At 70.2% G+C, this 25321-nt stretch carries 23 protein-coding genes; 12 read left to right on the forward strand and 11 right to left on the reverse strand.

The window, feature by feature from the left end; all coding sequences use genetic code 11:
* Positions 1-428 (reverse strand): alpha/beta hydrolase (locus tag VLI41_RS15765; protein ID WP_325269041.1); only part of this gene is annotated, 428 nt, incomplete at its 3' end.
* Between the two features lie 161 nt (positions 429-589).
* On the opposite strand from VLI41_RS15765, the gene VLI41_RS15770 reads away from it, so the two are divergent.
* Genes VLI41_RS15770 through VLI41_RS15810 form a run of 9 tightly spaced genes read left to right on the forward strand, consistent with a single transcriptional unit; the run spans position 590 to position 7817 of the window.
* Positions 590-1024, forward strand: a complete 435-nt coding sequence (locus VLI41_RS15770) for an Rrf2 family transcriptional regulator (RefSeq protein WP_325269042.1) — start codon at positions 590-592, stop codon at positions 1022-1024.
* Entirely contained in the window at positions 1021-2190 is a 1170-nt protein-coding gene (locus VLI41_RS15775) for a cysteine desulfurase family protein (protein WP_325269043.1), read from the forward strand. Before VLI41_RS15770 ends, VLI41_RS15775 begins: the two co-directional genes overlap by 4 nt.
* 2 nt (positions 2191-2192) lie before the next feature.
* Entirely contained in the window at positions 2193-3662 is a 1470-nt protein-coding gene (gene sufB / locus VLI41_RS15780) for a Fe-S cluster assembly protein SufB (RefSeq protein WP_325269044.1), read from the forward strand.
* Positions 3659-4063, forward strand: a complete 405-nt coding sequence (locus VLI41_RS15785) for a hypothetical protein (RefSeq protein WP_325269045.1) — start codon at positions 3659-3661, stop codon at positions 4061-4063. Before sufB ends, VLI41_RS15785 begins: the two co-directional genes overlap by 4 nt.
* Positions 4063-4809: a Fe-S cluster assembly ATPase SufC gene (gene sufC, locus VLI41_RS15790; protein ID WP_325269046.1), complete on the forward strand. Its 747-nt coding sequence runs from the start codon at positions 4063-4065 to the stop codon at positions 4807-4809. The genes VLI41_RS15785 and sufC overlap by 1 nt, the downstream gene beginning before the upstream one ends.
* Positions 4806-5837 carry a Fe-S cluster assembly protein SufD gene (gene sufD, locus VLI41_RS15795; RefSeq protein WP_325269047.1) on the forward strand — a complete coding sequence of 344 codons (1032 nt, stop codon included), beginning with the start codon at positions 4806-4808 and terminating at the stop codon, positions 5835-5837. Before sufC ends, sufD begins: the two co-directional genes overlap by 4 nt.
* Positions 5837-7051: a cysteine desulfurase gene (locus VLI41_RS15800; RefSeq protein ID WP_325269048.1), complete on the forward strand. Its 1215-nt coding sequence runs from the start codon at positions 5837-5839 to the stop codon at positions 7049-7051. The genes sufD and VLI41_RS15800 overlap by 1 nt, the downstream gene beginning before the upstream one ends.
* A gap of 4 nt (positions 7052-7055) precedes the next feature.
* Complete coding sequence (locus VLI41_RS15805) at positions 7056-7418, forward strand: SUF system Fe-S cluster assembly protein (RefSeq protein ID WP_325269049.1); 363 nt, start codon at positions 7056-7058, stop codon at positions 7416-7418.
* 3 nt (positions 7419-7421) lie between these two features.
* Complete coding sequence (locus tag VLI41_RS15810; protein ID WP_325269050.1) at positions 7422-7817, forward strand: iron-sulfur cluster assembly accessory protein; 396 nt, start codon at positions 7422-7424, stop codon at positions 7815-7817.
* A gap of 15 nt (positions 7818-7832) precedes the next feature.
* Here the strand turns inward: VLI41_RS15810 and VLI41_RS15815 are convergent, their stop codons facing one another.
* From VLI41_RS15815 to VLI41_RS15855, 9 genes are all read right to left on the reverse strand, one after another.
* Entirely contained in the window at positions 7833-8021 is a 189-nt protein-coding gene (locus VLI41_RS15815) for a hypothetical protein (protein WP_325269051.1), read from the reverse strand.
* Positions 8022-8036: 15 nt separating this feature from the next.
* Positions 8037-8840, reverse strand: a complete 804-nt coding sequence (locus tag VLI41_RS15820) for an enoyl-CoA hydratase/isomerase (RefSeq protein ID WP_325269052.1) — start codon at positions 8838-8840, stop codon at positions 8037-8039.
* A gap of 70 nt (positions 8841-8910) precedes the next feature.
* Complete coding sequence (locus VLI41_RS15825; protein WP_325269053.1) at positions 8911-9963, reverse strand: GGDEF domain-containing protein; 1053 nt, start codon at positions 9961-9963, stop codon at positions 8911-8913.
* A 101-nt stretch (positions 9964-10064) separates the two neighbouring features.
* A complete protein-coding gene (locus VLI41_RS15830; RefSeq protein ID WP_325269054.1) occupies positions 10065-11570 on the reverse strand; it encodes a DEAD/DEAH box helicase in 1506 nt (501 codons plus the stop codon).
* A gap of 130 nt (positions 11571-11700) precedes the next feature.
* A complete protein-coding gene (locus VLI41_RS15835; protein WP_325269055.1) occupies positions 11701-12975 on the reverse strand; it encodes an FAD-dependent oxidoreductase in 1275 nt (424 codons plus the stop codon).
* A gap of 37 nt (positions 12976-13012) precedes the next feature.
* Positions 13013-14995, reverse strand: coding sequence for a PQQ-binding-like beta-propeller repeat protein (locus VLI41_RS15840; protein WP_325269056.1), 1983 nt, complete (start codon positions 14993-14995; stop codon positions 13013-13015).
* Between the two features lie 116 nt (positions 14996-15111).
* Positions 15112-16845 (reverse strand): ATP-binding protein, encoded by a 1734-nt coding sequence (locus VLI41_RS15845; RefSeq protein WP_325269057.1) that lies wholly within the window; start codon positions 16843-16845, stop codon positions 15112-15114.
* A 1-nt stretch (position 16846) separates the two neighbouring features.
* Positions 16847-17422 carry a YfiR family protein gene (locus VLI41_RS15850; protein ID WP_325269058.1) on the reverse strand — a complete coding sequence of 192 codons (576 nt, stop codon included), beginning with the start codon at positions 17420-17422 and terminating at the stop codon, positions 16847-16849.
* A gap of 154 nt (positions 17423-17576) precedes the next feature.
* Positions 17577-19457: a TonB-dependent receptor plug domain-containing protein gene (locus tag VLI41_RS15855; protein WP_325269059.1), complete on the reverse strand. Its 1881-nt coding sequence runs from the start codon at positions 19455-19457 to the stop codon at positions 17577-17579.
* A 321-nt stretch (positions 19458-19778) separates the two neighbouring features.
* Here VLI41_RS15855 and VLI41_RS15860 point away from each other — a divergent pair, with 321 nt between their 5' ends.
* The 3 genes from VLI41_RS15860 (at position 19779) to VLI41_RS15870 (ending at position 23599) form a co-directional block, all read left to right on the forward strand.
* Entirely contained in the window at positions 19779-21194 is a 1416-nt protein-coding gene (locus VLI41_RS15860) for a calcium-binding protein (RefSeq protein WP_325269060.1), read from the forward strand.
* A gap of 81 nt (positions 21195-21275) precedes the next feature.
* Positions 21276-22727 carry a Gfo/Idh/MocA family oxidoreductase gene (locus tag VLI41_RS15865; RefSeq protein WP_325269061.1) on the forward strand — a complete coding sequence of 484 codons (1452 nt, stop codon included), beginning with the start codon at positions 21276-21278 and terminating at the stop codon, positions 22725-22727.
* 164 nt (positions 22728-22891) lie between these two features.
* Complete coding sequence (locus VLI41_RS15870; protein ID WP_325269062.1) at positions 22892-23599, forward strand: DUF1080 domain-containing protein; 708 nt, start codon at positions 22892-22894, stop codon at positions 23597-23599.
* Here the strand turns inward: VLI41_RS15870 and VLI41_RS15875 are convergent.
* Positions 23596-25321, reverse strand: a 1726-nt coding sequence (locus tag VLI41_RS15875; RefSeq protein WP_325269063.1) for a DNA topoisomerase IV subunit B, incomplete at its 5' end; no start/stop codon positions are given. The genes VLI41_RS15870 and VLI41_RS15875 overlap by 4 nt on opposite strands.

A 25321-nucleotide genomic window follows, 5' to 3' on the forward strand; every position in this document is an offset into this window, starting at 1 on the left:
GCGAGGAACGAGAAGTCGTAGGCGTTGGTCGGCGGCGAGACGGCGATGAAGCCGTCGGTCTCCGGCCGCCGCATCAGGAGCTGCATGCCGATCCAGGCGCCGAACGAATAGCCCGCCACCCAGCACTGCGAGGCGGCCGGATTGGTGGTCTGCAGCCAGTCCAGCGCGGTCGCCGCATCCGCCAGCTCGCCGATGCCGGAGTCGAACTCGCCCTGGCTGCGGCCGACGCCGCGGAAGTTGAACCGCAGCACCGAGAAGCCGCGCTTCATGAACAGGTGGAAGAGCTGCACCGTCGCCGGGTTGTTCATCTGGCCACCGGCCTTGGGGTGGGGGTGCAGCACCAGCGCCACCGGCGCGGTCTCGCTCTTGCCTTGGGAGTACCGCCCCTCGATCCGCCCGGCTGCGCCGGTCAGAACCACCTCTGGCATGCGACCCTCTTAAATCGACCCGAATACTTGACTGCTGCGCTTGGTCTTCCTAAGTCCCGGGTATCTCGTCCGGTCCGGGCGATGAGCCTCGCGCAAGGCGGCGGCTTGTAACATAGCCCGGCCCGGATGCGCGCAAAAACGATCGCGAAAGGCCCACTCCGATGCGCCTCTCCACCAAGGGCCGCTACGCCGTGATGGCGATGGTCGATCTCGCCCGCCGCGAGAGCGAGGCGGTGCGCGCCGTGGCGCTCGCCGACATCGCCGCGCGACAGGAGATTTCGCTCTCCTATCTCGAGCAGCTGTTCGCCCGCCTGCGACGCCAGGGCCTGGTCACCTCCGCGCGCGGCCCGGGCGGCGGCTACCGGCTGGCGCGCGGGGCCGAAGCCACCTCCATCGCCGACATCGTGCTGGCGGTGGACGAGCCGCTGAAGGCCACCCGCTGCTCGGAAGCCAAGGGTTGCATGGTCAAGGGCGAGCGGTGCCTGACCCACGACCTCTGGGACGACCTGGGCGCGCGCATCGAGGCCTACCTGGCCTCGGTGACCCTCGCCGACGTCGTGCTGGGCCGCATCAAGCCCGAGCGGCAGGCGGCATGAGCGGCGCGATGCAGGCCCGCGTCTACCTCGACTACAACGCCACCGCCCCGGTCCGGCCGCAGGCTCGCGCGGCGGTGCTGCGGGCCCTTGAGCTCGGCGGCAATCCGTCCTCGGTGCACGCCGCCGGCCGCGCCGCCCGCGCGCTGGTGGAAGAGGCGAGGGCCGAGGTCGCGGGCCTGATCGGCGCGCCGGCCGCGGACCTGGTGTTCACCTCAGGCGGGACCGAGGCCAATGCGCTGGCCATCGAGAGCGCCGTCGCGGCCGGATCGCGGCAGCTGATCGTCTCGGCGATCGAGCACGACAGCGTGCAGGAGACCGCGCGCGCCCAGGGCGTGGCCGTCGAGGTCCTGCCCGTGGACCGCAACGGCGTGGCCGACCTCGACTGGCTCGCCGCCCGCCTGGCCCGCTGGGGCGCCGCCGACGGCCGGCCGTTCGTGGCGCTGATGCTCGCCAACAACGAGACCGGCATCATCCAGCCGGTCGCCGAGGCCGCGGCCCTGGTGCGGGACGCCGGCGGCTGGCTGCACGTCGATGCGGTGCAGGCGGCCGGCAAGATCCCCGTCGATTTCTCCGCGCTCGGCGCCGACACCCTCGCGGTCTCCGGCCACAAGCTCGGCGGCCCGCAGGGCGCGGGCGCGCTGGCCTTCGGCCGCCGCGCCGTGCTCTCGCGGCGCCAGCACGGCGGCGGCCAGGAGCGCGGCCGTCGCGGCGGCACCGAGAACGTATCGGGAATCAGTGGCTTCGGCGCAGTAGCTGAAGCATCACGCGAATTGCGCGAAGCCCACGGTCTTGTCCGCAATCAAGCCTGGCGCGACGCCGCCGCCGAGCGCCTGAAGCGGGCCGGCGCGGTGGTCATGGGCGAGGCCGCGCCACGCCTGGCGAACACCCTGTGCGTCGCCACGCCCGGCTTCCCCTCCGACCTGCAGGTCATGGCGCTCGACCTGGCCGGCGTCATGGTCAGCGCCGGCGCGGCCTGCTCGTCCGGCAAGGTCAAGGCCTCGCCCGTGCTGGCCGCCATGGGCCACGGCGACCTCGCCGGCTGCGGCATCCGGGTGTCCGGCGGCTGGGCCACCACAGAGGCCGACTGGAACCGCTTCACGGACGCCTGGTTCGAAGCCTTCCAGCGGCACGCCGCGCGCCGCACCCCCGCGCCGGCAGGAGCTTGAGCATGGCCGCCGTCCGCCAGACCGTCGAACACGTCGAGAGCCTGGAGCGCTACAAGCACGGCTTCGTCACCGACGTCGCCCAGGAGTTCGCGCCCAAGGGCCTCTCCGCCGACACCGTCGCCTTCATCTCGGCGAAGAAGGGCGAGCCGGAGTGGATGCTTGAGTGGCGCCTGGAGGCCTTCGAGCGCTGGCTGGCGATGGACGAGCCTGCCTGGGCCAAGGTCAGCTTCCCGCGCATCGACTACCAGGACGCCTTCTACTACGCCGCGCCGAAGCAGAAGGCGGGACCCAAGAGCCTCGACGAGGTCGATCCCGAGATCCTCGAGACCTACAAGAAGCTCGGCATCCCGCTCCGTGAGCAGGAGGTGCTGGCCGGCGTCGAGGGCGCGCCGAAGTACGCCGTGGACGCCGTGTTCGACAGCGTCTCGGTGGTGACCACCTTCCGCGAGGAGCTCGCCAAGGCCGGCGTCATCTTCTGCCCGATGAGCGAGGCGATCCGCGAGCACCCGGAGCTGGTCAGGCAGTACCTAGGCTCGGTGGTCCCGGTCTCGGACAACTACTTCGCCTGCCTGAACTCGGCGGTCTTCTCGGACGGCAGCTTCGTCTATGTGCCGCCGGGCGTGCGCTGCCCGATGGAGCTGTCGACCTATTTCCGCATCAACGCCGAGAATTCCGGCCAGTTCGAGCGCACCCTGATCATCGCCGACAAGGGCGCCTACGTGTCCTATCTCGAAGGTTGCACCGCGCCGATGCGCGACGAGAACCAGCTGCACGCCGCGGTGGTCGAGCTGGTCGCCCTCGATGACGCCGAGATCAAGTACTCGACCGTGCAGAACTGGTACCCGGGCGATCCCGAGACCGGGAAGGGCGGCATCTACAACTTCGTCACCAAGCGCGCCGACTGCCGCGGCGACCGCGCCAAGGTCTCCTGGACCCAGGTCGAGACCGGCTCGGCGATTACCTGGAAGTATCCGTCCTGCATCCTGCGCGGCGACGACAGCACCGGCGAGTTCTATTCGATCGCCATCACCAACGGCCGCCAGCAGGCCGACACCGGCACCAAGATGATCCACCTGGGCTCCGGCACCCGCTCGAGGATCATCTCCAAGGGCATCTCGGCGGGGCGATCCTCCAACACCTATCGGGGCCTCGTCTCGGCCCACCCCAAGGCCAAGGGCGCACGCAACTTCACCCAGTGCGACTCGCTGCTGATCGGCAAGCAGTGCGCCGCGCACACCGTGCCCTACGTGGAGGCGCGCAACGGCCAGGTGGTGCTCGAGCACGAAGCCACGACGACGCGGCTCTCCGAGGACCAGCTGTTCTACGTCATGCAGCGCGGGCTCAGCCAGGAGGAGGCCGTCCAGCTCCTGGTCAACGGCTTCGTCAAGGACGTGCTGCAGGAGTTGCCGATGGAGTTCGCCGTAGAGGCCCAGAAGCTGGTGGCCATTTCGCTGGAGGGGAGCGTCGGATGACCGCGAGGACCAAGAAGGACAAGACGCTGTCGCTGAAGGAGGCGTTCGAGGTCGAGTACGCCCGCCGCCAGATGGAGCGGCGCAAGCGGGAGGAAGCCGAGCGCAAGCAGCAGGAGGAGGACCTCGCCCGGGCCGAGCGGCTCTACGAGGCGCTGCAGGCCGACGCCGAGTTCCTCGCCAAGCGCGAGCTGACCGTCGACCGGCGCCGCTACACGGTCTCCATCGACCACCGCGACTACCGGGTCGCCGCCTATTTCGAGGCCGGCAAGGCGAGCGTCACCTCGGCCGACAAGCGCACGGCGACGACGACGACCGCAGCGCCACGCAAGCAGCAGACGGTCGACAGCGTCGAAGAGGCGCTCTCGGTCATGGCCCAGTTCCTGGTGGACGAGACGCGTTGATGCTCGAGGTCTCGAACCTGCACGCCGCCGTGGACGGCCAGGAGATCCTCAAGGGCCTGAGCCTCGAGGTCCCGGCCGGCGAGGTGCACGCCCTGATGGGCCCGAACGGGGCGGGCAAGTCGACGCTCTCCTACGTGCTGACCGGCCGCGAGGGCTACGACGTCACCGCGGGCTCCGCCACGTTGGACGGCGAGGACCTGCTGGCGCTGGCGCCCGACGAGCGGGCGGCGCGCGGCGTCTTCCTCTCGTTCCAGTATCCGCTGGAGATCCCCGGCGTGCCGGCGCTCACCTTCGTGCGCACGGCGCTCAACGCCCAGCGCCGGGCGCGCGGCGAGCCGGAGCTCTCGGCCCCGGAATTCCTGAAGCTCGCGCGCGGCGCGGCCCAGGCGCTGAAGATCGATTTCGAGATGCTGAAGCGGCCGCTGAACGTCGGCTTCTCGGGCGGCGAGAAGAAGCGGATGGAGATCCTCCAGATGGCGATGCTGTCGCCGCGCTTCCTGATCCTCGACGAGACCGATTCCGGCCTCGACATCGACGCCCTGAAGATCGTCGCCGAAGGGGTCAACGCCTTGCGCGCCCCAGACCGGGCGATGCTGATCATCACGCACTATCAGCGGCTGTTGGACTACGTCCGGCCGGACCGCGTGCACGTGCTGTCGGCCGGCCGGATCGTCGCCTCGGGCGGCCCGGAGCTGGCGCACGAGCTGGAGCGCGAAGGTTACGACAAGTATGCGAGGGCGGCTTGAGCCTCGCCGCCGCCATAAGGACGCGAGACGCCGCGGCGCTGCCGAGCCGGCGCGAGGAGGATTGGCGCTGGACCGATCTGCGCGGCTTGATCCGCGCGGTTCCGGAGCCCTCCGCGCCGGTCGATCCGCGCGAGGTGGGGCAAGGCGCCTTCGATCACCTGGCCGAGACCTCCTTCGTCGTCGCCAACGGATACGAGCCGGCCCGGATCGAGGTGGCCGCGGGCCAGGCGGCGATCGTCAGCCTGCGGTTCTTGTCCCGCGGCGAGGGCGCCCACGCCGCCCGCGCCGAGGTCCGGCTCGGCGAAGGCGCGCGCCTGCGCCTGCTCGAGACCTATGAGGGCCGCGGCGGGTACCTGGCGGCCGCCTCGCTCGCCATCGGCCTGGCTCGCGGCGCCGTGCTCGAGCGGATCGTTCTCGCCGGGGACGATCCCGAGGCCGTCTCGGTCAGCCAGGCCGAGGTGACGCTCGCGCCGGCCGCCGAGTTCGGCCAGGTCGTGGCGGCTTCGGGGGCGCGGCGGCAGCGGATCGAGACCCGCGTGGTCCATCCCGGCGGGGGCGCGAAGCTCAGGCTCGACGGCGTCTACCTGCTGGACGGCAAGCGCCACGCCGACCTCACCACGGTCGTCGAGCACCGGGGCGTCGACGGGATCACCATGCAGATGACCAAGGGCGTGGTCCGCGACCAGGCCCGCGGCGTGTTCCAGGGCCGCATCGTCGTCGCCGAAGGCGCCGACCGCACCGATGCGCGCATGGAGCACCACGCGCTGATCCTGGGCGACCGCGCCGAGGTCGACGCCAAGCCCGAGCTCGAGATCTACGCCGACGACGTGGCCTGCAGCCACGGCAACTCCATCGGGGCGCTGGACCAGGAGGCGCTGTTCTACGCCCGCCAGCGCGGCATCCCGGAGCCCGACGCGCGCGCCCTGCTCACCGAGGCCTTCATCGGCGAGGTCGTCGATCGCATCCGGTTCGAAAGCGCCCGCGAGATCGTGCGCCAGTGGGCGGCCGAACGGCTGAGGCGCGGGTGATGGCTTTCGACGCCGAAGCCGTCCGCGCCGACTTCCCGATCCTGCAGCGGCAGGTGAACGGCAAGCCGCTGGTCTATCTCGACAGCGCCGCCTCGGCGCAGAAGCCGCAGGCGGTGATCGACGCCATCACGGGGGCGATGGAGCACTCGTACGCGAATGTGCACCGCGGCCTCCACACGCTCGCCAATGAGACCACGGAGGCCTACGAGGGCGCGCGCCGGAAGGTCGCGGCCTTCATCGGCGCGCAGCCGGGCGAGATCGTCTTCACCAAGGGCGGCACCGAGGCGATCAACCTGGTCGCCGCCGGCCTGGGCGCCGGGCTTTCCGCCGGCGACGAGATCGTGCTCACCGAGATGGAGCACCACGCCAACATCGTGCCCTGGCATTTCCTGCGCGAGCGCCAGGGCGTCGTGCTGCGGTTCTGCCCGATCACCGACGAGGGCGAACTCGACCTGGAGGCGTTCCAGCGCCTGCTCGGCCCCAGGACCAAGGTCGTGGGGCTGAGCCACATGTCGAACGTGCTCGGCACCATCAATCCGGTGACGGAGCTCACCCGCATGGCGCATGCGGCCGGCGCGCTCGTGCTGCTCGACGGCTGCCAGGCCATCGTCCACAAGCCGGTCGACGTGACGGCGATCGACGCCGACTTCTACGCCTTCTCGGGCCACAAGCTCTACGGCCCCACGGGCATCGGCGTGCTCTACGGCAAGGCCGAGCGGCTGGCCGCGCTTCCGCCCTACCAGGGCGGCGGCGAGATGATCGGGCAGGTCACGCTGGAGGCGATCACCTACGCCGATCCGCCGCATCGCTTCGAGGCCGGCACGCCGCCGATCCTGGAGGCGATCGGCCTGGGCGCCGCGATCGACTGGCTGTCCGGCCTCGACCGGCTGGCGGTCGCCGAGCACGAACATCGCCTCTACGAGCGGGTCCGCGAGGGGCTGGCGGGCGCGAACTGGCTCAGGGTGCTGGGCGAAGCGCCGGGCAAGGGGGCGATCTTCGCCTTCACGCTCGACGGCGCCCACGCCCATGACGTGGCCCAGATCCTCGATCGCTATGGCGTCGCGGTGCGGGCCGGCACGCACTGCGCCGAGCCCCTGATGCGGCGTTTCGGCGTCACGTCGAGCGCGCGGGCCTCCTTCGCCCTATATAACACCGAACGTGAGGCGGACTTCTTCGTGGACGCCCTCACCAAGACTCAGGCCTTCTTCGCGTAAGACCATGGATGACGCAGCTTCCATCGACGGCAAGACCACCCAGCCGCTCTCGCAGGCGGAGCTGGACGCGCTCACCGACCAGTTGGTCGACAAGCTCAAGACCGTCTACGACCCGGAGATCCCGGTCGACATCTACGAGCTCGGCCTCGTCTACAAGGTCGACGTGTCCGACGACAAGGATGTGGCCATCGACATGACCCTGACGGCGCCCGGCTGCCCGGTCGCCGGCGAGATGCCGGGCTGGGTCGAGCAGGCGGTGCTGGAGATCCCCGGCGTGCGTTCCTGCAAGGTCGACCTCGTGTTCGATCCGCCGTGGGACCCGTCGCGGATGTCCGACGAGGCCAAGCTCCAGCTCAACATGTTCTGATCCATGGCCCAGCTTTCCGTCACCTCCACGCCGCGCGCCCGCCGGCCCCGGCCCAAGATCGTCACCCTCAGCGACGCCGCCGCGGCGCGCGTGAAGGAGATCATGGCCAAGGCCGATAAGCCCTTCATGGGGCTTCGCGTCGGCGTCAGGAACGGCGGCTGCGCGGGCCAGGAGTACACGCTCGAGTACGCTGAAGCGGCCAATCCGCTCGACGAGGTCATCGAGGACAAGGGCGTCACCATCCTGGTGGAGCCCAAGGCGGTGCTGTTCCTGATCGGCACCGAGATCGATTACGAGGTGAGCAAGCTCTCGGCGCGGTTCGTGTTCCGCAATCCCAACGAGACCGACGCCTGCGGCTGCGGCGAGAGCGTCACCATCGAGCCCGCCAAGCCGGATTGATCCTCGATCAGCACCTCACGCGGCCGGCCGGCGCCGCGCCCAGACGATCACGCCGATCCCGACCAGGGCCAGCACGGCGCCGTAGACCGCCCACTGGATGTGGCCGGTCATGAAGCTGCCCGGCAGGACGTTGACGCCCTGCAGGAACCAGACGCAGCCCAAAACGACGGCGATCGCGCCGGCCACGGTGAGAACCAGTTTCATCGGCTTCGCCCCCGTCTATCTTCCCTTGAACTCGGCCGGCCGCTTTTGAACGAAAGCGGCGATTCCTTCGCGCGCGTCCTCGGAGCGTCCCGCATCGCCCTGGGCGTACGCCTCCGCCTCCAGCTGCAGGTGCCATTCGGCGTCGAGCGCCTGCCAGACCAGGTTGCGGGTCAGGCCGAGCGAGCTTGGTCCGCTGGCCAGGGCGCCGGCGATCTCGAGCGCCTTGTCCATCAGCTCAGCGTCCGGCACGCAGCGGTTGATCAGGCCCCAGTCCAGCGCCGTCGTCGCCGGCAGCTTCTCGCCGAGCAGCATCAGCTCCATGGCGCGGGCCTTGCCGACCAGCCGCGGCAACAGCCAGGTCGCGCCGCCGTCCGGCACCAGGCCGATGCGGCGGAAGGCGAGCAGGAAATAGGCGCTCTGCGCGGCGATGCAGAGATCGCAGGCGAGCGCCAGGGAGACGCCCACGCCCGCCGCCACCCCGTTGACCGCCGCAACGGTCGGCTTGGGGGATTTCCGCAGCGTGCTGACGAAGGGGTTGTAGACCTTCAGCAGGCTCTCGTTCGGCCCCTTGCCGCCGCCGCCGCCCCCGCCCACGCGGCCGCCGGACAGGTTGGCGCCGGAGCAGAACCCGCGGCCCTCGCCGGTGATGACGATGCAGCGCACCGCTTCATCGGCGACGAAAGCCTCGACGCCGGCCTGCAGCTCGGCGGTCAGCTCGGCGCCGGCGGCGTTCAGGGTGGAAGGATCCGAAAGGGTGATGATCCCGACGTGGTCCTTGACCTCGGTCCGGACCTTGGGCGCGGCTGCGGCTCCGTCCATCCTATCCTCCGTGGAACGAACTTTGTTCGATCTACGGCACGATACGCGGCGTCAGCCTAGAGGGAAACCGTCAGGCGGCGGCGGCGATCGGGTCGGCGGCGGAGGTGCGGTTGCGGCCGCCGCGCTTGGAGGCGTAGAGCGCCGCGTCGGCGCGCTCGATCAAGCTGGCGGGCGTCTCGCCGGGGCGTCGTTCGGCCAGACCGGCGGAGATGGTCACCGCGCCCAGGTCCTCGTTGGTCGAGCGGCGCTTCAGGACCCGCGAGGAGACCTCGGCCCGGATCTCCTCCAGGACGGCGAGCGCCGCCCTCGCGCCCTCGCCGGGAAAGACCAGCGCGAACTCCTCGCCGCCATAGCGGGCGGCGGTGCGCGGCGAGGCGCCGGCCCGGCCGATGACGCTCGCCACATAGCGCAGCACCTGGTCGCCGGTCTGGTGGCCCCAGGTGTCGTTGAAGACCTTGAAGTGATCGATGTCGAGGACCGCCAGCGTCAGCACGCCGCCGGCCTGCTCGGCGCCGGCGCAGGCGCGCTCGAGCGCCTCATCGAAAGCCTTGCGGTTGGCCAGGCCGGTGAGGCCGTCGGTCATGGCGTCGCGCCGGGTCTGTTCGAGGTGTTCGCGGAGCCGGGACACCTCCGCCGTGGTGTCGGCGAGCTGGCTCTCGAGCGTGGCGTTTTCCTGCCGCACCTTCTGGGTGGCCTGGGTCAGGGTCTCGACCATCGTCTTGATCTTGCCGGTGTCCTCGCCCGCCAGGGATTCCGAGGCGCTGGCCAGCTGCTGGCCATAGACCTCGCTCGAGGAGCGCGCCGACTGAATAGCGCGGGACACCGTGTCCAATTCCTTGGTCAGGGCGTCGCCCGCCTCGAGGATCTCGCCCGACAGCTTCGCCTTGGGCAGGAAGCGTTCGGCGAGGCTTTCACCGACCGTGTCGGTGAACGCTTCGCCGGCCTCGATCATCTGGTTGATCTCGGCGGCCAGGGGGCTGTCCTGGGCGGCCACATAGTGGCTCCAGAGCTCGAAATTCAGAGCGGTCGGCCAGACCTTGTGCTTTTCCATCGCCGCGACAGCCCGCCGGGCCAGGTCGTAGGCCCGCGGTCCGCGAAGCGAGGTCTCGATTTCCGCCGACATGGCCTATTCCCCAAGGCAGCCGCCGCGCGGGATCGGCGGGCCACTTGCTGAGCCGTGATCCTAGGGGGACAGAGCCAAACGGCTGGTTAAGGCGCAGGGCCTCACGAGCGCCGCGGACCCGTCGGACGCTGCAGGAAGGCGGGGACTTCATTTCCGAAGCCCACCACGCCATCGGCCTCGTCGCGGCGTTCCTCCCGCCGGCCGCCGCGCTCCTGCGGCCGGTTTCGCTCACCGCGGGCGGGGCGCTCCCGCTCCCGCTCGGGGACGCGGGGCTCGGGCGGCGCACTGCGCTCCGGTTCGGGCTCGGCGGGCGGACGCGCCTCAGCGACGACCGGCTCGGGGTTGCGGCCTGGCTCGCGCCTCGCGCGCTCCGTTCGCTCACCTCGCGGGGCACGTTCGCCTCGGCCCGATCGCTCGCCGCGGCCGCCGCGCTCGCGCCCGCGCCCGGCGCGCGGTTCTTCCTTCAGCTCGCCCCAGTCCAGGTCGAGGGTGATCTCTTCGGGGGTCTTGCCGATCAGCTTGAGGATCTTGTCGAGGTTCCGCCCGTCCGCCGGCGTGACGATCATGAAGGCCTGGCCGGACCGTCCGGCGCGGCCGGTGCGGCCGATCCGGTGCACGTAGTCGTCGGCGTGGTGCGGCACGTCGTAGTTGAAGATGTGGCTGACGTCGGGGATGTCGAGGCCGCGGGCGGCGACGTCGGAGGCGACCAGCAGCTTCAGCTCGCCGGTGCGGAAGGCGTCCAGCGTGCGCATCCGCGTCTGCTGGTCGAGGTCGCCGTGGATCGGCGAGGCGTCGAGGCCGTGCTTGCGCAGCGACTTGGCGACGATGTCCACCTCGGACTTGCGGTTGCAGAAGACGATGCCGTTCTTCACGTCCGCCCGGCCGATCAGGGCCCGCAGCGCCGCGCGCTTGGCCTTGGGATCGGAGGAGGGGATGCGCACCAGGTACTGGGCGATGGTCTCGGCGGTCGTGGCGGGCTTGGCCACCTCGATCCGCAGCGGGTCGTTCAGGAACTGCTTGGTGAGCCGGGTGATCTCCGGCGGCATGGTGGCCGAGTAGAACAGCGTCTGCTTGCCGGGCGGGGTGAGCTTGAAGATGCGCTCCAGGTCCGGGATGAAGCCCATGTCCAGCATGCGGTCGGCCTCGTCGACCACCAGCATCTGGACTCCCGTCAGGAGCAGCTTGCCGCGCTCGAAGTGGTCGAGCAGGCGCCCGGGCGTGGCGATCAGCACGTCGACGCCGCGGTCGAGCTTGGTTTCCTGGTCGCTGAACGAGACGCCGCCGATCAGCAGCGCCCAGGAGAGCTTCTGGCCCTTGGAGTACTTCTCGAAGGCTTCCGACACCTGATCGGCGAGCTCGCGGGTGGGCTCGATCACCAGCGCGCGCGGCATGCGCGCCCGCGCCCGGCCGGCGGCCAGGCGGTCGATCATCGGCAAGGTGAAGGCGGCCGTCTTGCCGGTGCCGGTCTGGGCGATGCCCAGCACGTCGCGGCGCTGCAGGACGGCGGGGATGGCCTCGGCCTGGATGGGCGTTGCGGTGTGGTAGCCCGCGTCGGCGACCGCCTGGAGGGTCGCGGACGACAGGCCAAGTTCGGCGAATTCTGTCATCAGGTACGAATGGGGCGGCGACCTTCCGGATCAAAGGCAGGCATGCCGCGGCGGCGCGGACGGAGATCGTCGCGCGCCGCGGAACATACGGGCGAGGCTCGGCAAGTCAACGCGTCCGATCCGCCTCGGTTCATGATCCGATCGCGGCGCGAGCCGGTTCGAGCTGAAAGAGCCGGGCCAGAGCCGGCGAGACGTGCTCCGGGCGCGCGCCGAGGCCGATGAATCGTGCGGGAATGCGGCGGAGCGGCGGGAAGGCGTTCAGGAGCAGAAGGGGCAGGGGCGGGGCGGCCGGCCGGTCGCGCCCGACCACACGGCTGAGGATGCGATCCTGAATGAACACCTGCACCGCCTGCGTGAGGCGGGTGGGAGGCTCGCGTCGGCGACGCACCGCATCCAGCTGGGTCTCGGGCACGGGCCCGCTGCGCAGCTGCGCGGCGAGCAGGTTGGCGGCGGCCACGGCGTCCTGCAAGGCGAGGTTTATCCCCACGCCGCCGATCGGCGACATGGCGTGCGCCGCATCGCCGATGCAGAGCAGCCCCGGCCGGCTCCAGCGCTCGAGCCGGTCGACCTTGACCGTCAGCAGCTTCACGTCGTCCCAGCCGGCGATCTCACCGAGCCGATCGGAGAAAAAGGGCGCGGCGACGGCGATGTCGCCTCTCAGCGCCTCGAGGCCACGCGCCTGCAGCGCCGCCAGGCCGCCTTTCAGGATGACGAAGGCGCATTGCCAATAGTCGCCGCGGTCGAGGGTGATCAGGAATCGCCCGCGCTCCAGGCGTCCCAGGTTCTGCTGCGGATCGCTCGGGCGCTTCGAGATGCGCAGCCAGAGCACGTCGATCGGCGCGCCGAGCTCGCGAACCGGGAGGCCGGCGGCTTGGCGGACGATCGAGTGGCGGCCGTCCGCTCCGACGACCAGGTCGGCCTCGATCGCCATCGTGCCCTGCGGCCCGCGGGCGCTGAGGCCGCAAACCCGCCCCTCGCGCTCGGTGAGGCCGAGCACCTCGGTTTCCATCAGCAGGCTGAAGGCGGCGAAGCGGCGCGCCTCCTCCGCCAGGAAGTCGAGGAAGTCCCACTGCGGCATGAGGGCGACGAAAGGCTTGCAAACCGGCAGGTGGGAAAAGTCGGCGAGCGCGAGGTCGCGGCCGTCGATGTCTGCGCGGACGGCGCGCAACTCCTGGTGGGGACGCTGAAGGAGCCGCTCGACCAGCCCAAGCTCGGCCATGACCTCGAGGGTCGACGGATGCACGGTGTCGCCGCGGAAATCCCGGAAGAAGTCCCTGTGCTTCTCCAGCACGACGACCTCGACGCCGGCCCGGGCCAGCAGGTAGCCCAGCATCACTCCGGCCGGGCCGCCGCCGGCGATGGCGCAGCGCGCCTGCAGCCTTCGGCCAGCCCGTTTCGCAGTCATGCGCGCCAGACTGCGGCCGGCCGACCGCCGCTGCAAGCTAGGCGCCGTCGACGGAGTAGGCGAGCAGCACGTTGACGCCGTTGCCGCCGGTGCGCGAGGCGCCGTTGAAGCCGCTCATCACATAGACCATGCCGCCGGCCACGGCCGGGCCGAGGCCATCGATGGAGCCGCCCGGCTGGGCCTTGATCCGATTGAGGGTGTCGTAGGTCCGGGCTGTTGTGGAGGTCTGCCAGACGATCTTCCCGGTGGCGGCGTCGTAGGCGCGCAGCCAGCCGTCGGTCGCGCCGGCGAAGACCACGCCCGGGATGACGCTGGGCGCTGCGGACAGGGCGCGGATGCAGCGGCCGCCGGCGTAGTCGCGGCTGCGGTCGCCCGCGTAGCGGCAGGGCGCCACCGGCGCAGGCGCCGCCCAGAGGATCCTGCCGGTGGCCGGGTCCAGGCCATAGAGGCCGGGCTTGGCGGGGCCGTTCTCGCCCTCCACCGGCGGCTTGCCCTCGGCGCGCATCACTTCGTCGAACAGGTTGATGGTGTCGGCGTTGGCGACATAGAGCCGCTTGTCGTCGGCGGCCATGCCCCATTCGATGCCGCCCAGCGCCGAGCCGGAGCCCACCTTGGTGCTCCACAGCAGCTTGCCGGTGTCCGGGTCCATGCCGTAGACGGCGCCCGACTTCTGGCCCGAGAGCAGCACCTGCCTGCCTCCCGACAGGTTGAACAGGATGGGGGAGGCGCCGAAGTCGTAGTCGGGGCCGATCGGATTGGGGCAGTTCGCCCCGCGCGCCGCGCCATTGCACCCCATGATGAAGTTGTCCCCCGGGGTGACCTGACGGCGCCAGCGGACCTTGCCCGTGGCCATCTCGACGGCGACGATCGCGTCTGCGCCGGCCGTGGGGACCTCCGTGTAGCTGTCGCCGGTCGCGACATAGACCAGGCCACGCTTCGCGTCGGCCGTCGGGGCGGACCAGATCGCGCCGCCGGCCGGCCCCTGCAGCTGCGTCCCCGCCGCCGTCTTCCGCGTCGGATGCAGCGGCTCGTCGATCATATAGGTCTTCCACTGGATCTGGCCGGTCTTCAGGTCGAGCGCCGAGAGCGAGCCGCGGAACGAGCAGCAGGGATAGCCGGCTTGCGTCGCCGCGCCTTCCTCGCCCGAGCTCATCGGCACGAACAGCTGGCCGCCCGAGACGACGGGCGTTCCGGTGATGCCCGCGACCGGATTGGCCTCCAGCGGCGCGCTGCGCCAGATCTCCTTGCCGGTGCGGGCGTCGAAGGCGCGCACCGTGCGGTTGCGCTCGCCCACGAAGGTCGCCCAGCCCGAGGGGGAGATGGCGGACTTCACGATCATCGGCGTCGTGCGCGAGGCGACGCCTTCGACGAGCCAGCGCACGCAGCCCTTCTTGGCGTCCAGCGCATAGAACTTGCCGTTGCGGTTGGTGACGAACAGCCACTCGCCCACGACCGTCGGCATGCCACCGCCGACCATGGCGTAGGCCCACTTCAGCTTCAGGCGCGGCGCCTCGGCGCTGGTGAGCCCCGGATCGCGCTGGAAGCGCCGCGAGTCCGCGTCCACGCCGACGCTCGTCCAGTCCGAGCCGGTCGCGCGGATCGGCGGCGCCGCGTCCGCGCACATCAGGTCGACGCCGATGTTCGCGGGCAGCGGACGGAAGCCGCCGCGGCGGGCAGGCGTCGCCGCAACCTGCGGGCCGGCAGGGGCCTGCGGGCCGCCGGCCGCGCCGGCCGTGAGATAGCCCGCGATCGCCCGCTTGTCGCCGGCCGAAAGCCCGGCGGCCATGGGCGCCATGACGCCGGAGGTCAGCACCTCGACGATCTGGGCGGGCGGCAGCACGGCGAGCGAGGCGCGCGCGGGCGCGCGGCCGACCGGGGGTTCGTGGCAGGCCTTGCAGCGGGCGTTGAACAGGGCCGCGCCGTCCGGGGCGGCCGGCTGCGCGCGGACCATCAGCGGCGCGGCGAACGCCGCCGCGCTGGCCGCCGCCGCGGCCGCCGCGATCCAACTGCTGAACTTCATGCCCCCGAGCCTTCTTCCGCTGTCCGACGTGCGGGCCTCATCGCGCCCGGAGATTGCAGGCGTGTGTCCGCGCTGCGCCAGGCCCCGCATTCCTCTGCCGCCCGCCCCTGGGTCCACTAATGCGTGGCGCTTGACCGGTGAGTCGTGTCGCTGAGCGCCGCGCGAAGCTCGGCGGCCAGGGTGTCCAGCCGGTAAGGCTTGAGCAGCAGGCGCATGCCTTCCGTCGCGGCTTCGGCGGCCGATGAGCTGTACCCCGTGGTCAGCACCACTGGGACGTCGGGGCGTTCACGAAGGATTTTCCGCGCAAGATCCAGTCCGCTCATATCCCCCGGCATCACCATGTCCGAGAACACGAGATCGAACGCGTGCTCCAGCCGAAGCGCGTCCAAGGCGGTGGCCGCCGTGGGCGCGCGCGTCACCTGATAGCCGAGCTCGAGCAGCATTTCGGTCACGAGTTCCGCGACCCGTTCGTCATCTTCCACAAGCAGAATGCGGGCTTTGCGATCAGCGGTGGTCGGCTGGCTCCGCCGCCGCGGTGCGCGCCTCTCCACGGCGGCTTTGTGGGAGCGGGGAAGGCGCAGCGTCACCTTGGCGCCCTGGCCCATTTCGCTCTCGATCTTCACGTCGCCGCCCGAGGTTCTCGCAAACCCATAGACCTGGCTCAGACCGAGGCCCGTGCCCTGGCCGACGCCTTTGGTCGTGAAGAACGGTTCGAAAGCGCGGCCGAGGAGCTCGGGCGGCATTCCGTGGCCGGTATCCGCCACCGTGATCTGCACCATGTCGGCAGGTTGCGCCTCGCTCGCCGCCACGTTCGCGAGCCCGATGGCGATGGCGCCGCCGTTCGGCATCGCGTCTCTCGCGTTGATCGCGATGTTGAGGATCGCGACTTCGAGCTGCGAGGGATCGACCTCGACCGGCCAGAGATCGTCTGCCGAACTGATTTCGACATCGATGTCTTCCCGCAGCGATCGATTGAGGACGTCGCGCATCCCGGCGAGCAGTTCGGGAAGATCCACGACCTCGGTTTTCTGCGGAGACTTGCGCGAGAAGGCAAGCAGCTGCTGGGTCAGATCGGCGCCTCGATCGATGGCCTGACGAATCCCCTGGGCGAGCCGGTCTCGCCGGATCGGATCGGACGTGCGGTCCATGAGGTCGAGACCGCTGGAGGCGACCATCAGCAGGTTGTTGAAGTCGTGGGCCACCCCGCCGGTCAGCTGGCCCATGGCCTCCATCTTCTGCGCCTGGCGCAGCGCCTCCTCGGCTTTCTCCCGTTCCTCGATCTGCTCCTGCAGCTTGCGGTGAGCCTCGGTGAGCGACGCATGCGAGGCGCCGAGCGCGGCGATCAGCAGGGAGGCCATGATCACGACGATGCCGATCCCCAGATAGCGCAGCTCCCTGTGCAGCAGGCTTTCCACCCGGATGCGCAGGTAGATCGAGCCGAGCCCGGTCGTGCCTTGCCTCACGGCTTTGCGGAGCGTGAGCTCCCCGCTGGTCGCACTCAGCGCGCCCACCGTATTGGTCGGCGGAGGGCCGTCGCCGACGCGCCGGAAGCTCGCCACCCGCCGACCGCTGAGGTCATAGGCCCCGGCGGCCTCCACGGCGGGATTGGCGCCGAGCGCATTGAGGTACTCACGGGCCGAGCCGACGTCGTTGAAGGCCAGCGGCGCGGCGAGGCTGCCGGCGAGGATGTTCGCCTGGACCTGCGCCTGGTCGAGGGTCTCGGCCCTGCGCGCGTTCTGGCTCATCACCCCCAGAGCGAGACTCGCGACGAGCAAGGCGATGCTGACGCCGATCGCCACGCGAGGCGTCCTGGTCACGGGACGGCTGAGGCGCTCCCAGATCGGGGCCATGCTAGTCCGCTCCTCGCTGAGGAGTTGTCGCCAGCGCGAGCAGCTTGCTGCTCAGGACCAGGCCCCCCGCGCGCGCCAGTCCGTTGTCTATCGTGAATCGGACCCGCCCGTCCTGAACGACGAAGTGGATGATGCCGCCGTCGATCCCTTGCCGGGCGTCGGTCACGGTGAGGACCGGCAGGCCTCGCAACGCGCGCAGCGCCTCGGCGGGCGATTGCCGCCGCGACCGGCTCACGAAGACGACCTGACAGTCGACGGGTCCCTGAACGGACTCGATGCGCCGGACGACGACGGGGTGGCCTGCAACGGTCTGTCCGCGCGCGGCCTCGTCGAGGAGGTCGCCGAACGGGTCGGCGCCGAATACGCAGATGACAAAGGGGCTGGAGGGCGCGGGAAAAGCCGAGGCCGGCCACTCGATGAACGGGCCGAACTTATAGAGGAAGCTCGCCTTGACAGCCCATTCGAGAGACTGAGCGGCCGCGGCAAGCGGAAATGCGGTGATCGCCACCGCCGCGAGGGCGGCGACAAGCCCACGGACGCACCGCCGCGCGGCCTCGGGCAGGAACAGAACCCCCATCAGACGTCCACCAACCCCGCCGGCAGGCCGTCGAGTGCGCCGGGACGACGCGATCGCCAGCGAGCCAGCGGCGCAAGCTTGACAGAATTTCGCGGCTTGTCGAACGACTCACGCCTGGCCAAGGCCGGCGCCGACGGCCGCCCCCGGCGGCTGCTCAAAATCGCGCACGCACCTCGGCCAGCACGCTCCGCGGGACGGTGTCGGCTTGCGGGGCGGGGAACTCCTGATGGCGGTCATGGAGCAGATTGTCGCCGATCACCGCCATCTGCAGGGTGGGCGTGATGTTCCAGGCCAGCCGCATATTGAGCTCGACATAGGCCGGGACCCGCGGGTCGGGGAGGCGGCTCTGGTACCTGAGCACCGCGTCCCAGGCGACCGCCGGCCCGAGATTCATCGAGGACTTGAGCTGGGCCTGCGCCTTGGGATCGTCGCCCACCTGAGCGAGGCCGAGCAGCCGGCTGGCGCCCGGCTTGAATTCGAATGACTCCGACAGCAGGTTCAGGCCGCCCGAGACCCGCCACCACGGCATGGCCTGGTAGCTGCCCCAGGCCTCCAGGCCGGAGGTGTGGCCCTTGATCCGATTGCCCCAGAAAATCGGTATGAAGGTGACCGGCGTGACCTCGATGCTGCGCAGGTCGTCGTAGACGTTGTGGTAGGCCGAGGCCGAGACCGAGAGACGCTCGGTCGGATTGAGCCGCGCGCCCACTTCATAGGCGTCGACGGTCTCCGGCTGGAAATTGCGGTTGCCGGTGAGGAACACCTGGCCGCCGACGGTCTCGACGACATCGCGGTCGAACGGCGTCGGAGCGCGGATCGCGCGCGAGGCGGCCGCCCACAGGAGCGTGGACCGCGCCGGGGTCCACGCCAGCCGCGCGCTCGGCAGCGCGGACCAGCCGGCGTGCGGATCGTCCTCGAGCTTCACGCCCAGGATCAGCCGCAGGGAGGAGGTCAGGGTGAGCGTGTCCTGGGCGAACAAACTGGAGAGGTTCAGCGTGCCCTTCGCCGGGACGAACGCCAGCCCCCCGTCGGCTTCCAGGCTGTACTTGGCCTGCCGCAGACCGCCGCCGAGCACGACATCGTTGCGGGCGCCGAGCGCGAATTCGTGCTGGACGTCGACATCGTAGGTGTCGACCCACAGCGGCAGGCCGCCGGTCAGGTCATGGCCCCGCTGGGCGCGGTCGACGTAGGCCTGGACCTGCAGGTTCGCGCCGTCCTTCGTCGCATGGTTCCAGCGGAAGACGAGATTGCCGCCGCTCATGCTGCCGCTGGTGACGCCGGAGCCCTTGAAGGCGTCGCCGTGGACAGTGACCTCGTCCCGCTCGCTCGGCGCCCAGTCGAGCCGAAAGCCGCCTTGCACCCGATGCCAGCGGTCCTGCGCGTCGGCGCCGGTCGAGGTCAGCGTGTCATCGGCGCGGTAGGCGCGGCCGTAGATCCGATAGGTCGCCGCGTCGCCCAGGCTCGCTCCGTATCGGACGGCCGCGAAGCGTTGCTGATCGCCGGCGCCGGCGGTGACCCCGAGCCCCTGCGTCTCGTCCGACCTGCGGGTGATGATGTTGACGATCCCGTCGACCGCGTTCGCGCCCCAAAGAGTTGCGCCCGGGCCGCTGATCACCTCGACATGATCTATGTCGGAAGGCAGGACATCCTGCATGTCCCAGTACACGCCGGAGAACAGGGGCGTGTAGACCGTCCGCCCATCGATCAGCACCAGCAGCTTGTTCGAGAACGCCTGGTCGGCCAGGTTGCCCGACAGGCCGCGCGCGGTGATCACCCAGGAATTCGCGCTGGTCTGGGCCACGAACAGGTTGGGCGCCAGACGCAGGATCTCCGGCAGGGTGCGCGCGCCGCTGCGGATGATCTCCTCGCGGGTGATGACGTAGGCCGCCGCCGGGGCCCGCGCGAGCGACTCTTCGCGACGCGAGACCGTGGTCACCTGGACGTTGGCGAGCTCCTCGATGGACAGCCCGCGCAACCGCTCGACGGCCGGCGGCGCGGCGGCCGCCTCCTGGGCGAACGCCGGGAAGGCGCTGAGCAAGGCTACAGCCGACAAAGGCGCGATCGCCCGCCTATGGATGCCCAATTCGACGCCCCCTCAGCCTGAATCGAGTCAGGCTGATCATCCCACCACGGCAACGCTTAAGGCGCCGTGAGGTTCCGGGCTCGGTCGCGCAAACTCGTCTCGCGCCGCGGCATCCCTCCAAGGGATGGCCTCGGCGATGCGCGGTCCGGGCGCGCGTCAGCCGCAATCAAAGCGAGAGCTTCCCGAACCATCTCAATACGAGATTGTGCCGCAAGCGGCGCCATGCCAAGAATCCCAATTGTTCCGGCGCAGTGCGCCTGAGTGGGGGCGTGCGTCTTGCCGGTCGTCGTCAGCAGCAGCGATTACACCCTTGCCGCGGGCCAGACGCTGAGTGCGGTCAACACCGACCCTATCACGCTCCTGGTCGCCAACACTCTGGATCCAACGCCCTCCATTACCATCGCCGGGGATGTCGAGGCTTCCAGCTCCGGCGCGCCGACGACGGGTGGCAATGTCCATGGCGTGGAGATCAGTTCGACTGGGCCCTTCGGCGATCCGGTCGTCATGGTGGCGACGGGCGGGGTGCTCGATGTCGACACTCGCGCCACCTGGGCCGGAGCCGCGGGAATCGATGCCGGGTCGATCGGACCCCGGATCGTCAACGAGGGCGCGATCAAGGTCCTCGCCGCGACCAGCGCCTGCGGCATCGTGAACTACGGGACGATGGGCGAGACCGATCCCGCGGTGGTGAACGACGGGTCCATCACCGTCTATTCGGACGGCGATGCGCTGGGCGTGGGCATGGTCGCAGGGCAGTTGTTCGTGAACAGCGGCGGCCTGCAGGTCAACGGGGCAGGGCACGTCTTCGGCGTGACCGTCGGTCAATCCGATGGCGAGTTCCTGAACAGCCCGGCCGGCGAGATCCGGGTCTACGACATGGTCGCGCCGTTCGAAGGGGTGGGCGTCTTCTTCCAGGCCACCCTCGGGCCGCAAGGTTTTCTCAACCAGGGACTGATTTCCGCCGACATCGCGTTCAAAGGCGATCAACCGGATTTCGTGCTCGCCGCCGACAACGTGTTCCGCAACCAAGGCGAGATGGACGGCGCCGTGCAGATGGGGGTCGGCGGCCAGATGCTGGCCAATGCCGGCCTGGTCCGGGGCGCTGTGGACATGGGCGCGGGCGACGACGTCTACGACGGCGGGCTCGGCCAGACGATCGGCATGGTCGCCGGCGGCGACGGGGCGGATAGCTTGGCGGGCGGGGCGATGTTCGACTACCTGCAAGGCAATGCGGGAAACGACACGGCTTCCGGCGGCGATGGCGACGACTGGGTCGTCGGCGGCCGCGACGATGACCGTCTCTCAGGCGATGCGGGCGCCGACATCGTCTATGGCAATCTCGGCAACGACACCCTCGATGGCGGCGACGGAAACGACATCGTGCGCGGCGGCCAGGGCGACGACATGCTCGCCGGGAGCGCCGGCGACGACTGGATTTCCGGCGACCGCGGCAACGACACCGAGAGCGGGGGGGCCGGCGCCGACACCTTCCACTTTTTCGATGGGGCGGGCTTCGACCGCGTGCAGGACTTCAACGCCGCCGAGGGCGACCGCGTGCAGGTGGACGCCGGCACGAATTATTCGCTCAGGCAGGGCGAGCTCGGCGTCTACATCGAAACCGACACCAGCCAGATGCTGCTCGTCGGGGCTCACCTCGACCAGCTGCCCTCCGGTTGGATCGTCGTCGACTAGCTCCACTCCGCCTCGAGCCAAGCTCTTGCGCTTCGCGCCGGAAGGGCGGTCAATCTGGCGGGGCAAGGCGCGGGGGCGACGATGATCGACGATGAAGCACGTGACGGTGCTGGGCGGCTGACGCGGCGGGGCGTGCTGGGCGCGGCGGCGGCTGCAGGCGCGCTGGGGGCGTTGATCCGCCCGAGCCGCGCGGCGGGCCGGACCCTTGCGCCCAGCGACAAGGTCAACCTGGCGGTGATCGGCGCAGGGGGAAAGGGCGCGGACGACATGTCCCGCCTCACCGACCAGAACATCGTCGCCACCGTCGACGTCGACTACGACCGCGTGGCGCGCGGGATGCTGGATCAGCATTACCAGCTGCTGCCCACGCGGACCGCGCTCAAGGCCGCCTACGACAAGGCCAGGCGCTACACCGACTATCGGCGGATGCTGGACCAGCAGAAGGACATCGACGCCGTCCTGATCGCCACGCCCGACCACCACCATGCGGTGGCCGCGCGCTGGGCCATGGAGCGGGGGCTGCACGTCTATGTGCAGAAACCGCTGACCTACACCGTGGAGGAGACGCGCAAGCTCGCGGCCCTGGCCAAGGCCAATCCCAAGCTGGTCACCCAGATGGGCTGCCAGGGGCACTCGGGCGACGATGGGCGACGCGTGGTCGAGCTGATCCGCGGCCATGCGATCGGCAAGGTCAGGGAGGTCCACGTCTGGACCAACCGTCCGGTCTGGCCGCAAGGGATCTCGCGGCCGGCGGCGGAGCCGAAGCCCTCAGGGCTCGATTGGGCCAGCTGGCTCGGCCCGGCCAACGTCGACTGGGGCTACAATCCGCAATACGCCGCCTTCAATTGGCGCGGCTGGGTCCCGTTCGGCTGCGGCGCGCTAGGCGACATGGGCGCGCACCTGATCGATTTCCCGTTCTGGGCGCTCGAGCCCGGCCTGCCGACGAAGATCGAGACCCGGCACTCGCGCTGGCCCGGCAACCCGGACCTCTGGAGCACCAGGCGTCCTGCGACGCTGGAGGGCTTCCCGCTGGCCGAGGTCGTGCACTACGAGTTCGCCCACGCGCCGAAGGCCCTGGTCGAGGGCGGGCGGCTGCACATGACCTGGTACGACGGCGGCATCCTGCCGCCGACTCCGGCGGGCTTCCCGCCGGAGCTGCGGATGAATCCCGAAGGCGGCGTGCTGTTCGTCGGGACCAGGGGCATGCTGATGCACGAGACCTACGGCGAGAAGCCGGTGCTGATCGGCGCGGGCCTGACGGAGAAGGCCGCGAAGATCCCCCGCAGCCTGCCGCGCATCGCGGGCGGCCTGAACGGGCACGAGCAGAACTGGATCCGCGCCATCCGCGGCGAGGAGACGATCTCGTGTCCGTTCGAATACGGCGCCCGGCTGAACGAGACGATGATCCTGGGCATCGTGGCGCTGAAGGCCGACCAGCCGATCGATTGGGATGGCGCGGCCGGCCAGGTGACCAACGTGCCCGAGGCCAACCAGTACCTGACCCGCGAGTATCGCAAGGGCTGGGAGCTGTGAGGGGAGTGCGGCCGCGGCGGGGGGACAATGGTCGCCAAGAGGCGGGGGCGCCAACCAGCGCCCTCCGGCCTATCGGCTTGCCTGCACCCGTCGGACACCGAGCGGCCTTCGCAATCGCCGCGGGACTGGCGCTCAGCCTCGCGGGCGCGGCATGCTCACAATCCATGAAGCCGGAGAACACCGAGCAGTGGACGCCCGTGCCGCCGGTGGTGACCCCGGGCGCGCGCGATGCGGCGCCGCCGTCGGATGCGATCGTGCTGTTCGACGGCAAGGGCCTGGACCAGTGGGTTTCGGCCAAGGACGGATCGCCCGCGAAGTGGAACGTCGCCGGCGGCCTGCTGACCGTCGAAAAGAAGGCCGGCAACATCGAGACCAGGCGGCGCTTCCGGAACTATCAGCTGCACCTGGAATGGCGCGTCCCGAAGGGTGTCACCGGGGCGGGGCAGGGCAGGGGCAACTCCGGCGTGTTCCTGGCCTCGACGGGGCCGGGCGACGCCGGCTACGAGCTGCAGATCCTCGACAGCTACAAGAACGCCACCTATGTGAACGGCCAGGCCGGCGCGCTCTACAAGCAGCATCCGCCGCTGGCGAACGCCATGCGCCCGCCCGGCGAGTGGCAGACCTATGACGTGGTCTGGACCGCGCCGGTGTTCGCGGCCGACGGGGCGCTGACGTCGCCGGCGCGGGTGACCGCGTTTCAGAACGGCGTCCTGATCCAGAACGACGCCGTGCTCTCCGGCGAGACGCTCTACATCGGCAAGCCGTTCTACCGCCCGTTCAAGGACGCGCCGATCAAGCTGCAGGCGCACGGCGATCCCAGCGCGCCGATCAGCTTCCGCAACATCTGGGTCCGCGAGCTCGCCTCTCCCTAGACATCGAGGTCGGCGGCGGCGAATTCCGCGTTTTCCTGGATGAACCGAAAGCGCAGCTCGGGCTTGCGGCCCATCAGCGCTTCGACCAGCTCTTCCACGGTCTCCTCGGCGCGCGGCAGGGTGATCCGCGCCAGCGTCCGCGTCGCCGGGTCCATGGTGGTCTCCTTGAGCTGGGCGGGCATCATTTCGCCCAGGCCCTTGAAGCGGCTGATCTCCGGCTTCTTGCCCTTGAACTCGGTGGCGAGAAGTTCGTCGCGGTGGGCGTCGTCGCGGGCGTAGACCACCTTGCCGCCATGGCTGAGCCGATAGAGCGGCGGCAGCGCCAGGAACAGGCGGCCCGAACGGATCAGGTCCGGCATGGTGCGGTAGAAGAAGGTGATCAGCAGGCTGGCGATATGGGCGCCGTCGACGTCGGCGTCGGTCATGATGATGATCCGCTCGTAGCGCAGATCCTCCTCCTTGAACTTGGTCCCGCCCTGGGCGCCCAGCGCCAGCAGCAGGTCCGCGAGCTCACGGTTGCCGCCGGTCTTGTCGGTGGAGGCCGAGGCGACGTTGAGGATCTTGCCCCTGAGCGGCAGGATCGCCTGGGTCTTGCGATCGCGAGCCTGCTTGGCCGAGCCGCCGGCCGAGTCGCCCTCGACCAGGAACAGCTCGGCGCCGTCGATGGCCGACCCGGAGCAATCGGCGAGCTTGCCCGGCAGGCGCAGCTTGCGGGTCGCCGAGGCGCGGGCGACTTCCTTGTCCTTGCGGCGCTTCAGCCGCTCCTCGGCGCGCTCGATGACGAACTGCAGGAGCGCGCTGGCCGACTTCGGCTGGGCCGTCAGCCAGTGGTCGAAGGGATCGGCAAGCGCCTTCTCGACCAGGCGCTGGGCCTCGGAGGAGGACAGCTTCTCCTTGGTCTGGCCCTGGAACTCGGGGTCGCGGACGAAGACGCTGACCAGGGCGCCGGCCTGGGCCAGGACGTCGTCGGCGGTGAGGATGACCCCGCGCTTCTCGCCGGTCAGCTCGGCGTAGGCCTTCAGGCCGCGCGTGAGGGCGGCGCGCAGGCCGGCTTCGTGCGTGCCGCCCTCCGGCGTCGGCACGGTGTTGCAGTAGGACTGCATGAAGCCGTCGGCCTCCCCGAAGCCGGCCGGCGTCCAGGCGATGGCCCACTCGACCTTGCCGCTCTCGCCGGGACGGGAATAGCGGCCGGCGAAGGGCTCCGGCGTGACCGTCTCGATGCCCTTGATCCGCTCGGCCAGGAAGTCGGCCAGGCCGGTCGGGAAGCGGAAGACTGCCTCGGGCGGGGTCTGGTCGTGGATGCGGGAGGGGTCGCAGGACCAGCGGATCTCGACGCCGCCGAACAGATAGGCCTTGGACCGGGCCATGCGGTAGAGCCGCGCCGGCTTGAAGGCGACGTTCTCGCCGAAGATCACCGGGTCGGGCGTGAACGCGATGGCGGTGCCGTGCTTGCGCGTCGCGCCCAGCTTCTCGATGCCCCCGATGGGCTTGCCGCGGGTGAACGCCTGGCGCCACTCGTGGCCATCCTTCCAGGCGGTGACCTCGACCCGTTCGGAAAGCGCGTTGACGACGCTGACGCCCACGCCGTGCAGGCCGCCGGAGGTCTCGTAGGCCTTGCCGGAGAATTTCCCGCCGGAGTGCAGGACGGTCATGATGACCTCCAGCGCCGACTTGCCGGGATGTTTGGGGTGCGGGTCCACCGGGATTCCGCGGCCGTCGTCG

This window comes from Phenylobacterium sp., from assembly GCF_035475775.1.
Taxonomy (GTDB): Bacteria; Pseudomonadota; Alphaproteobacteria; order Caulobacterales; family Caulobacteraceae; genus Phenylobacterium.

Bases quoted from the DNA above. Each gene is read 5' to 3' on its own strand.
- VLI41_RS15770 (WP_325269042.1), top strand. From the start codon at position 590: ATGCGCCTCTCCACCAAGGGCCGCTACGCCGTGATGGCGATGGTCGAT.
- VLI41_RS15775 (WP_325269043.1), top strand. From the start codon at position 1,021: ATGAGCGGCGCGATGCAGGCCCGCGTCTACCTCGACTACAACGCCACC.
- sufB (WP_325269044.1), top strand. From the start codon at position 2,193: ATGGCCGCCGTCCGCCAGACCGTCGAACACGTCGAGAGCCTGGAGCGC.
- VLI41_RS15785 (WP_325269045.1), top strand. From the start codon at position 3,659: ATGACCGCGAGGACCAAGAAGGACAAGACGCTGTCGCTGAAGGAGGCG.
- sufC (WP_325269046.1), top strand. From the start codon at position 4,063: ATGCTCGAGGTCTCGAACCTGCACGCCGCCGTGGACGGCCAGGAGATC.
- VLI41_RS15800 (WP_325269048.1), top strand. From the start codon at position 5,837: ATGGCTTTCGACGCCGAAGCCGTCCGCGCCGACTTCCCGATCCTGCAG.
- VLI41_RS15805 (WP_325269049.1), top strand. From the start codon at position 7,056: ATGGATGACGCAGCTTCCATCGACGGCAAGACCACCCAGCCGCTCTCG.
- VLI41_RS15810 (WP_325269050.1), top strand. From the start codon at position 7,422: ATGGCCCAGCTTTCCGTCACCTCCACGCCGCGCGCCCGCCGGCCCCGG.
- VLI41_RS15815 (WP_325269051.1), bottom strand. From the start codon at position 8,021: ATGAAACTGGTTCTCACCGTGGCCGGCGCGATCGCCGTCGTTTTGGGC.
- VLI41_RS15820 (WP_325269052.1), bottom strand. From the start codon at position 8,840: ATGGACGGAGCCGCAGCCGCGCCCAAGGTCCGGACCGAGGTCAAGGAC.
- VLI41_RS15825 (WP_325269053.1), bottom strand. From the start codon at position 9,963: ATGTCGGCGGAAATCGAGACCTCGCTTCGCGGACCGCGGGCCTACGAC.
- VLI41_RS15830 (WP_325269054.1), bottom strand. From the start codon at position 11,570: ATGACAGAATTCGCCGAACTTGGCCTGTCGTCCGCGACCCTCCAGGCG.
- VLI41_RS15835 (WP_325269055.1), bottom strand. From the start codon at position 12,975: ATGACTGCGAAACGGGCTGGCCGAAGGCTGCAGGCGCGCTGCGCCATC.
- VLI41_RS15840 (WP_325269056.1), bottom strand. From the start codon at position 14,995: ATGAAGTTCAGCAGTTGGATCGCGGCGGCCGCGGCGGCGGCCAGCGCG.
- VLI41_RS15845 (WP_325269057.1), bottom strand. From the start codon at position 16,845: ATGGCCCCGATCTGGGAGCGCCTCAGCCGTCCCGTGACCAGGACGCCT.
- VLI41_RS15850 (WP_325269058.1), bottom strand. From the start codon at position 17,422: ATGGGGGTTCTGTTCCTGCCCGAGGCCGCGCGGCGGTGCGTCCGTGGG.
- VLI41_RS15865 (WP_325269061.1), top strand. From the start codon at position 21,276: ATGATCGACGATGAAGCACGTGACGGTGCTGGGCGGCTGACGCGGCGG.
- VLI41_RS15870 (WP_325269062.1), top strand. From the start codon at position 22,892: ATGAAGCCGGAGAACACCGAGCAGTGGACGCCCGTGCCGCCGGTGGTG.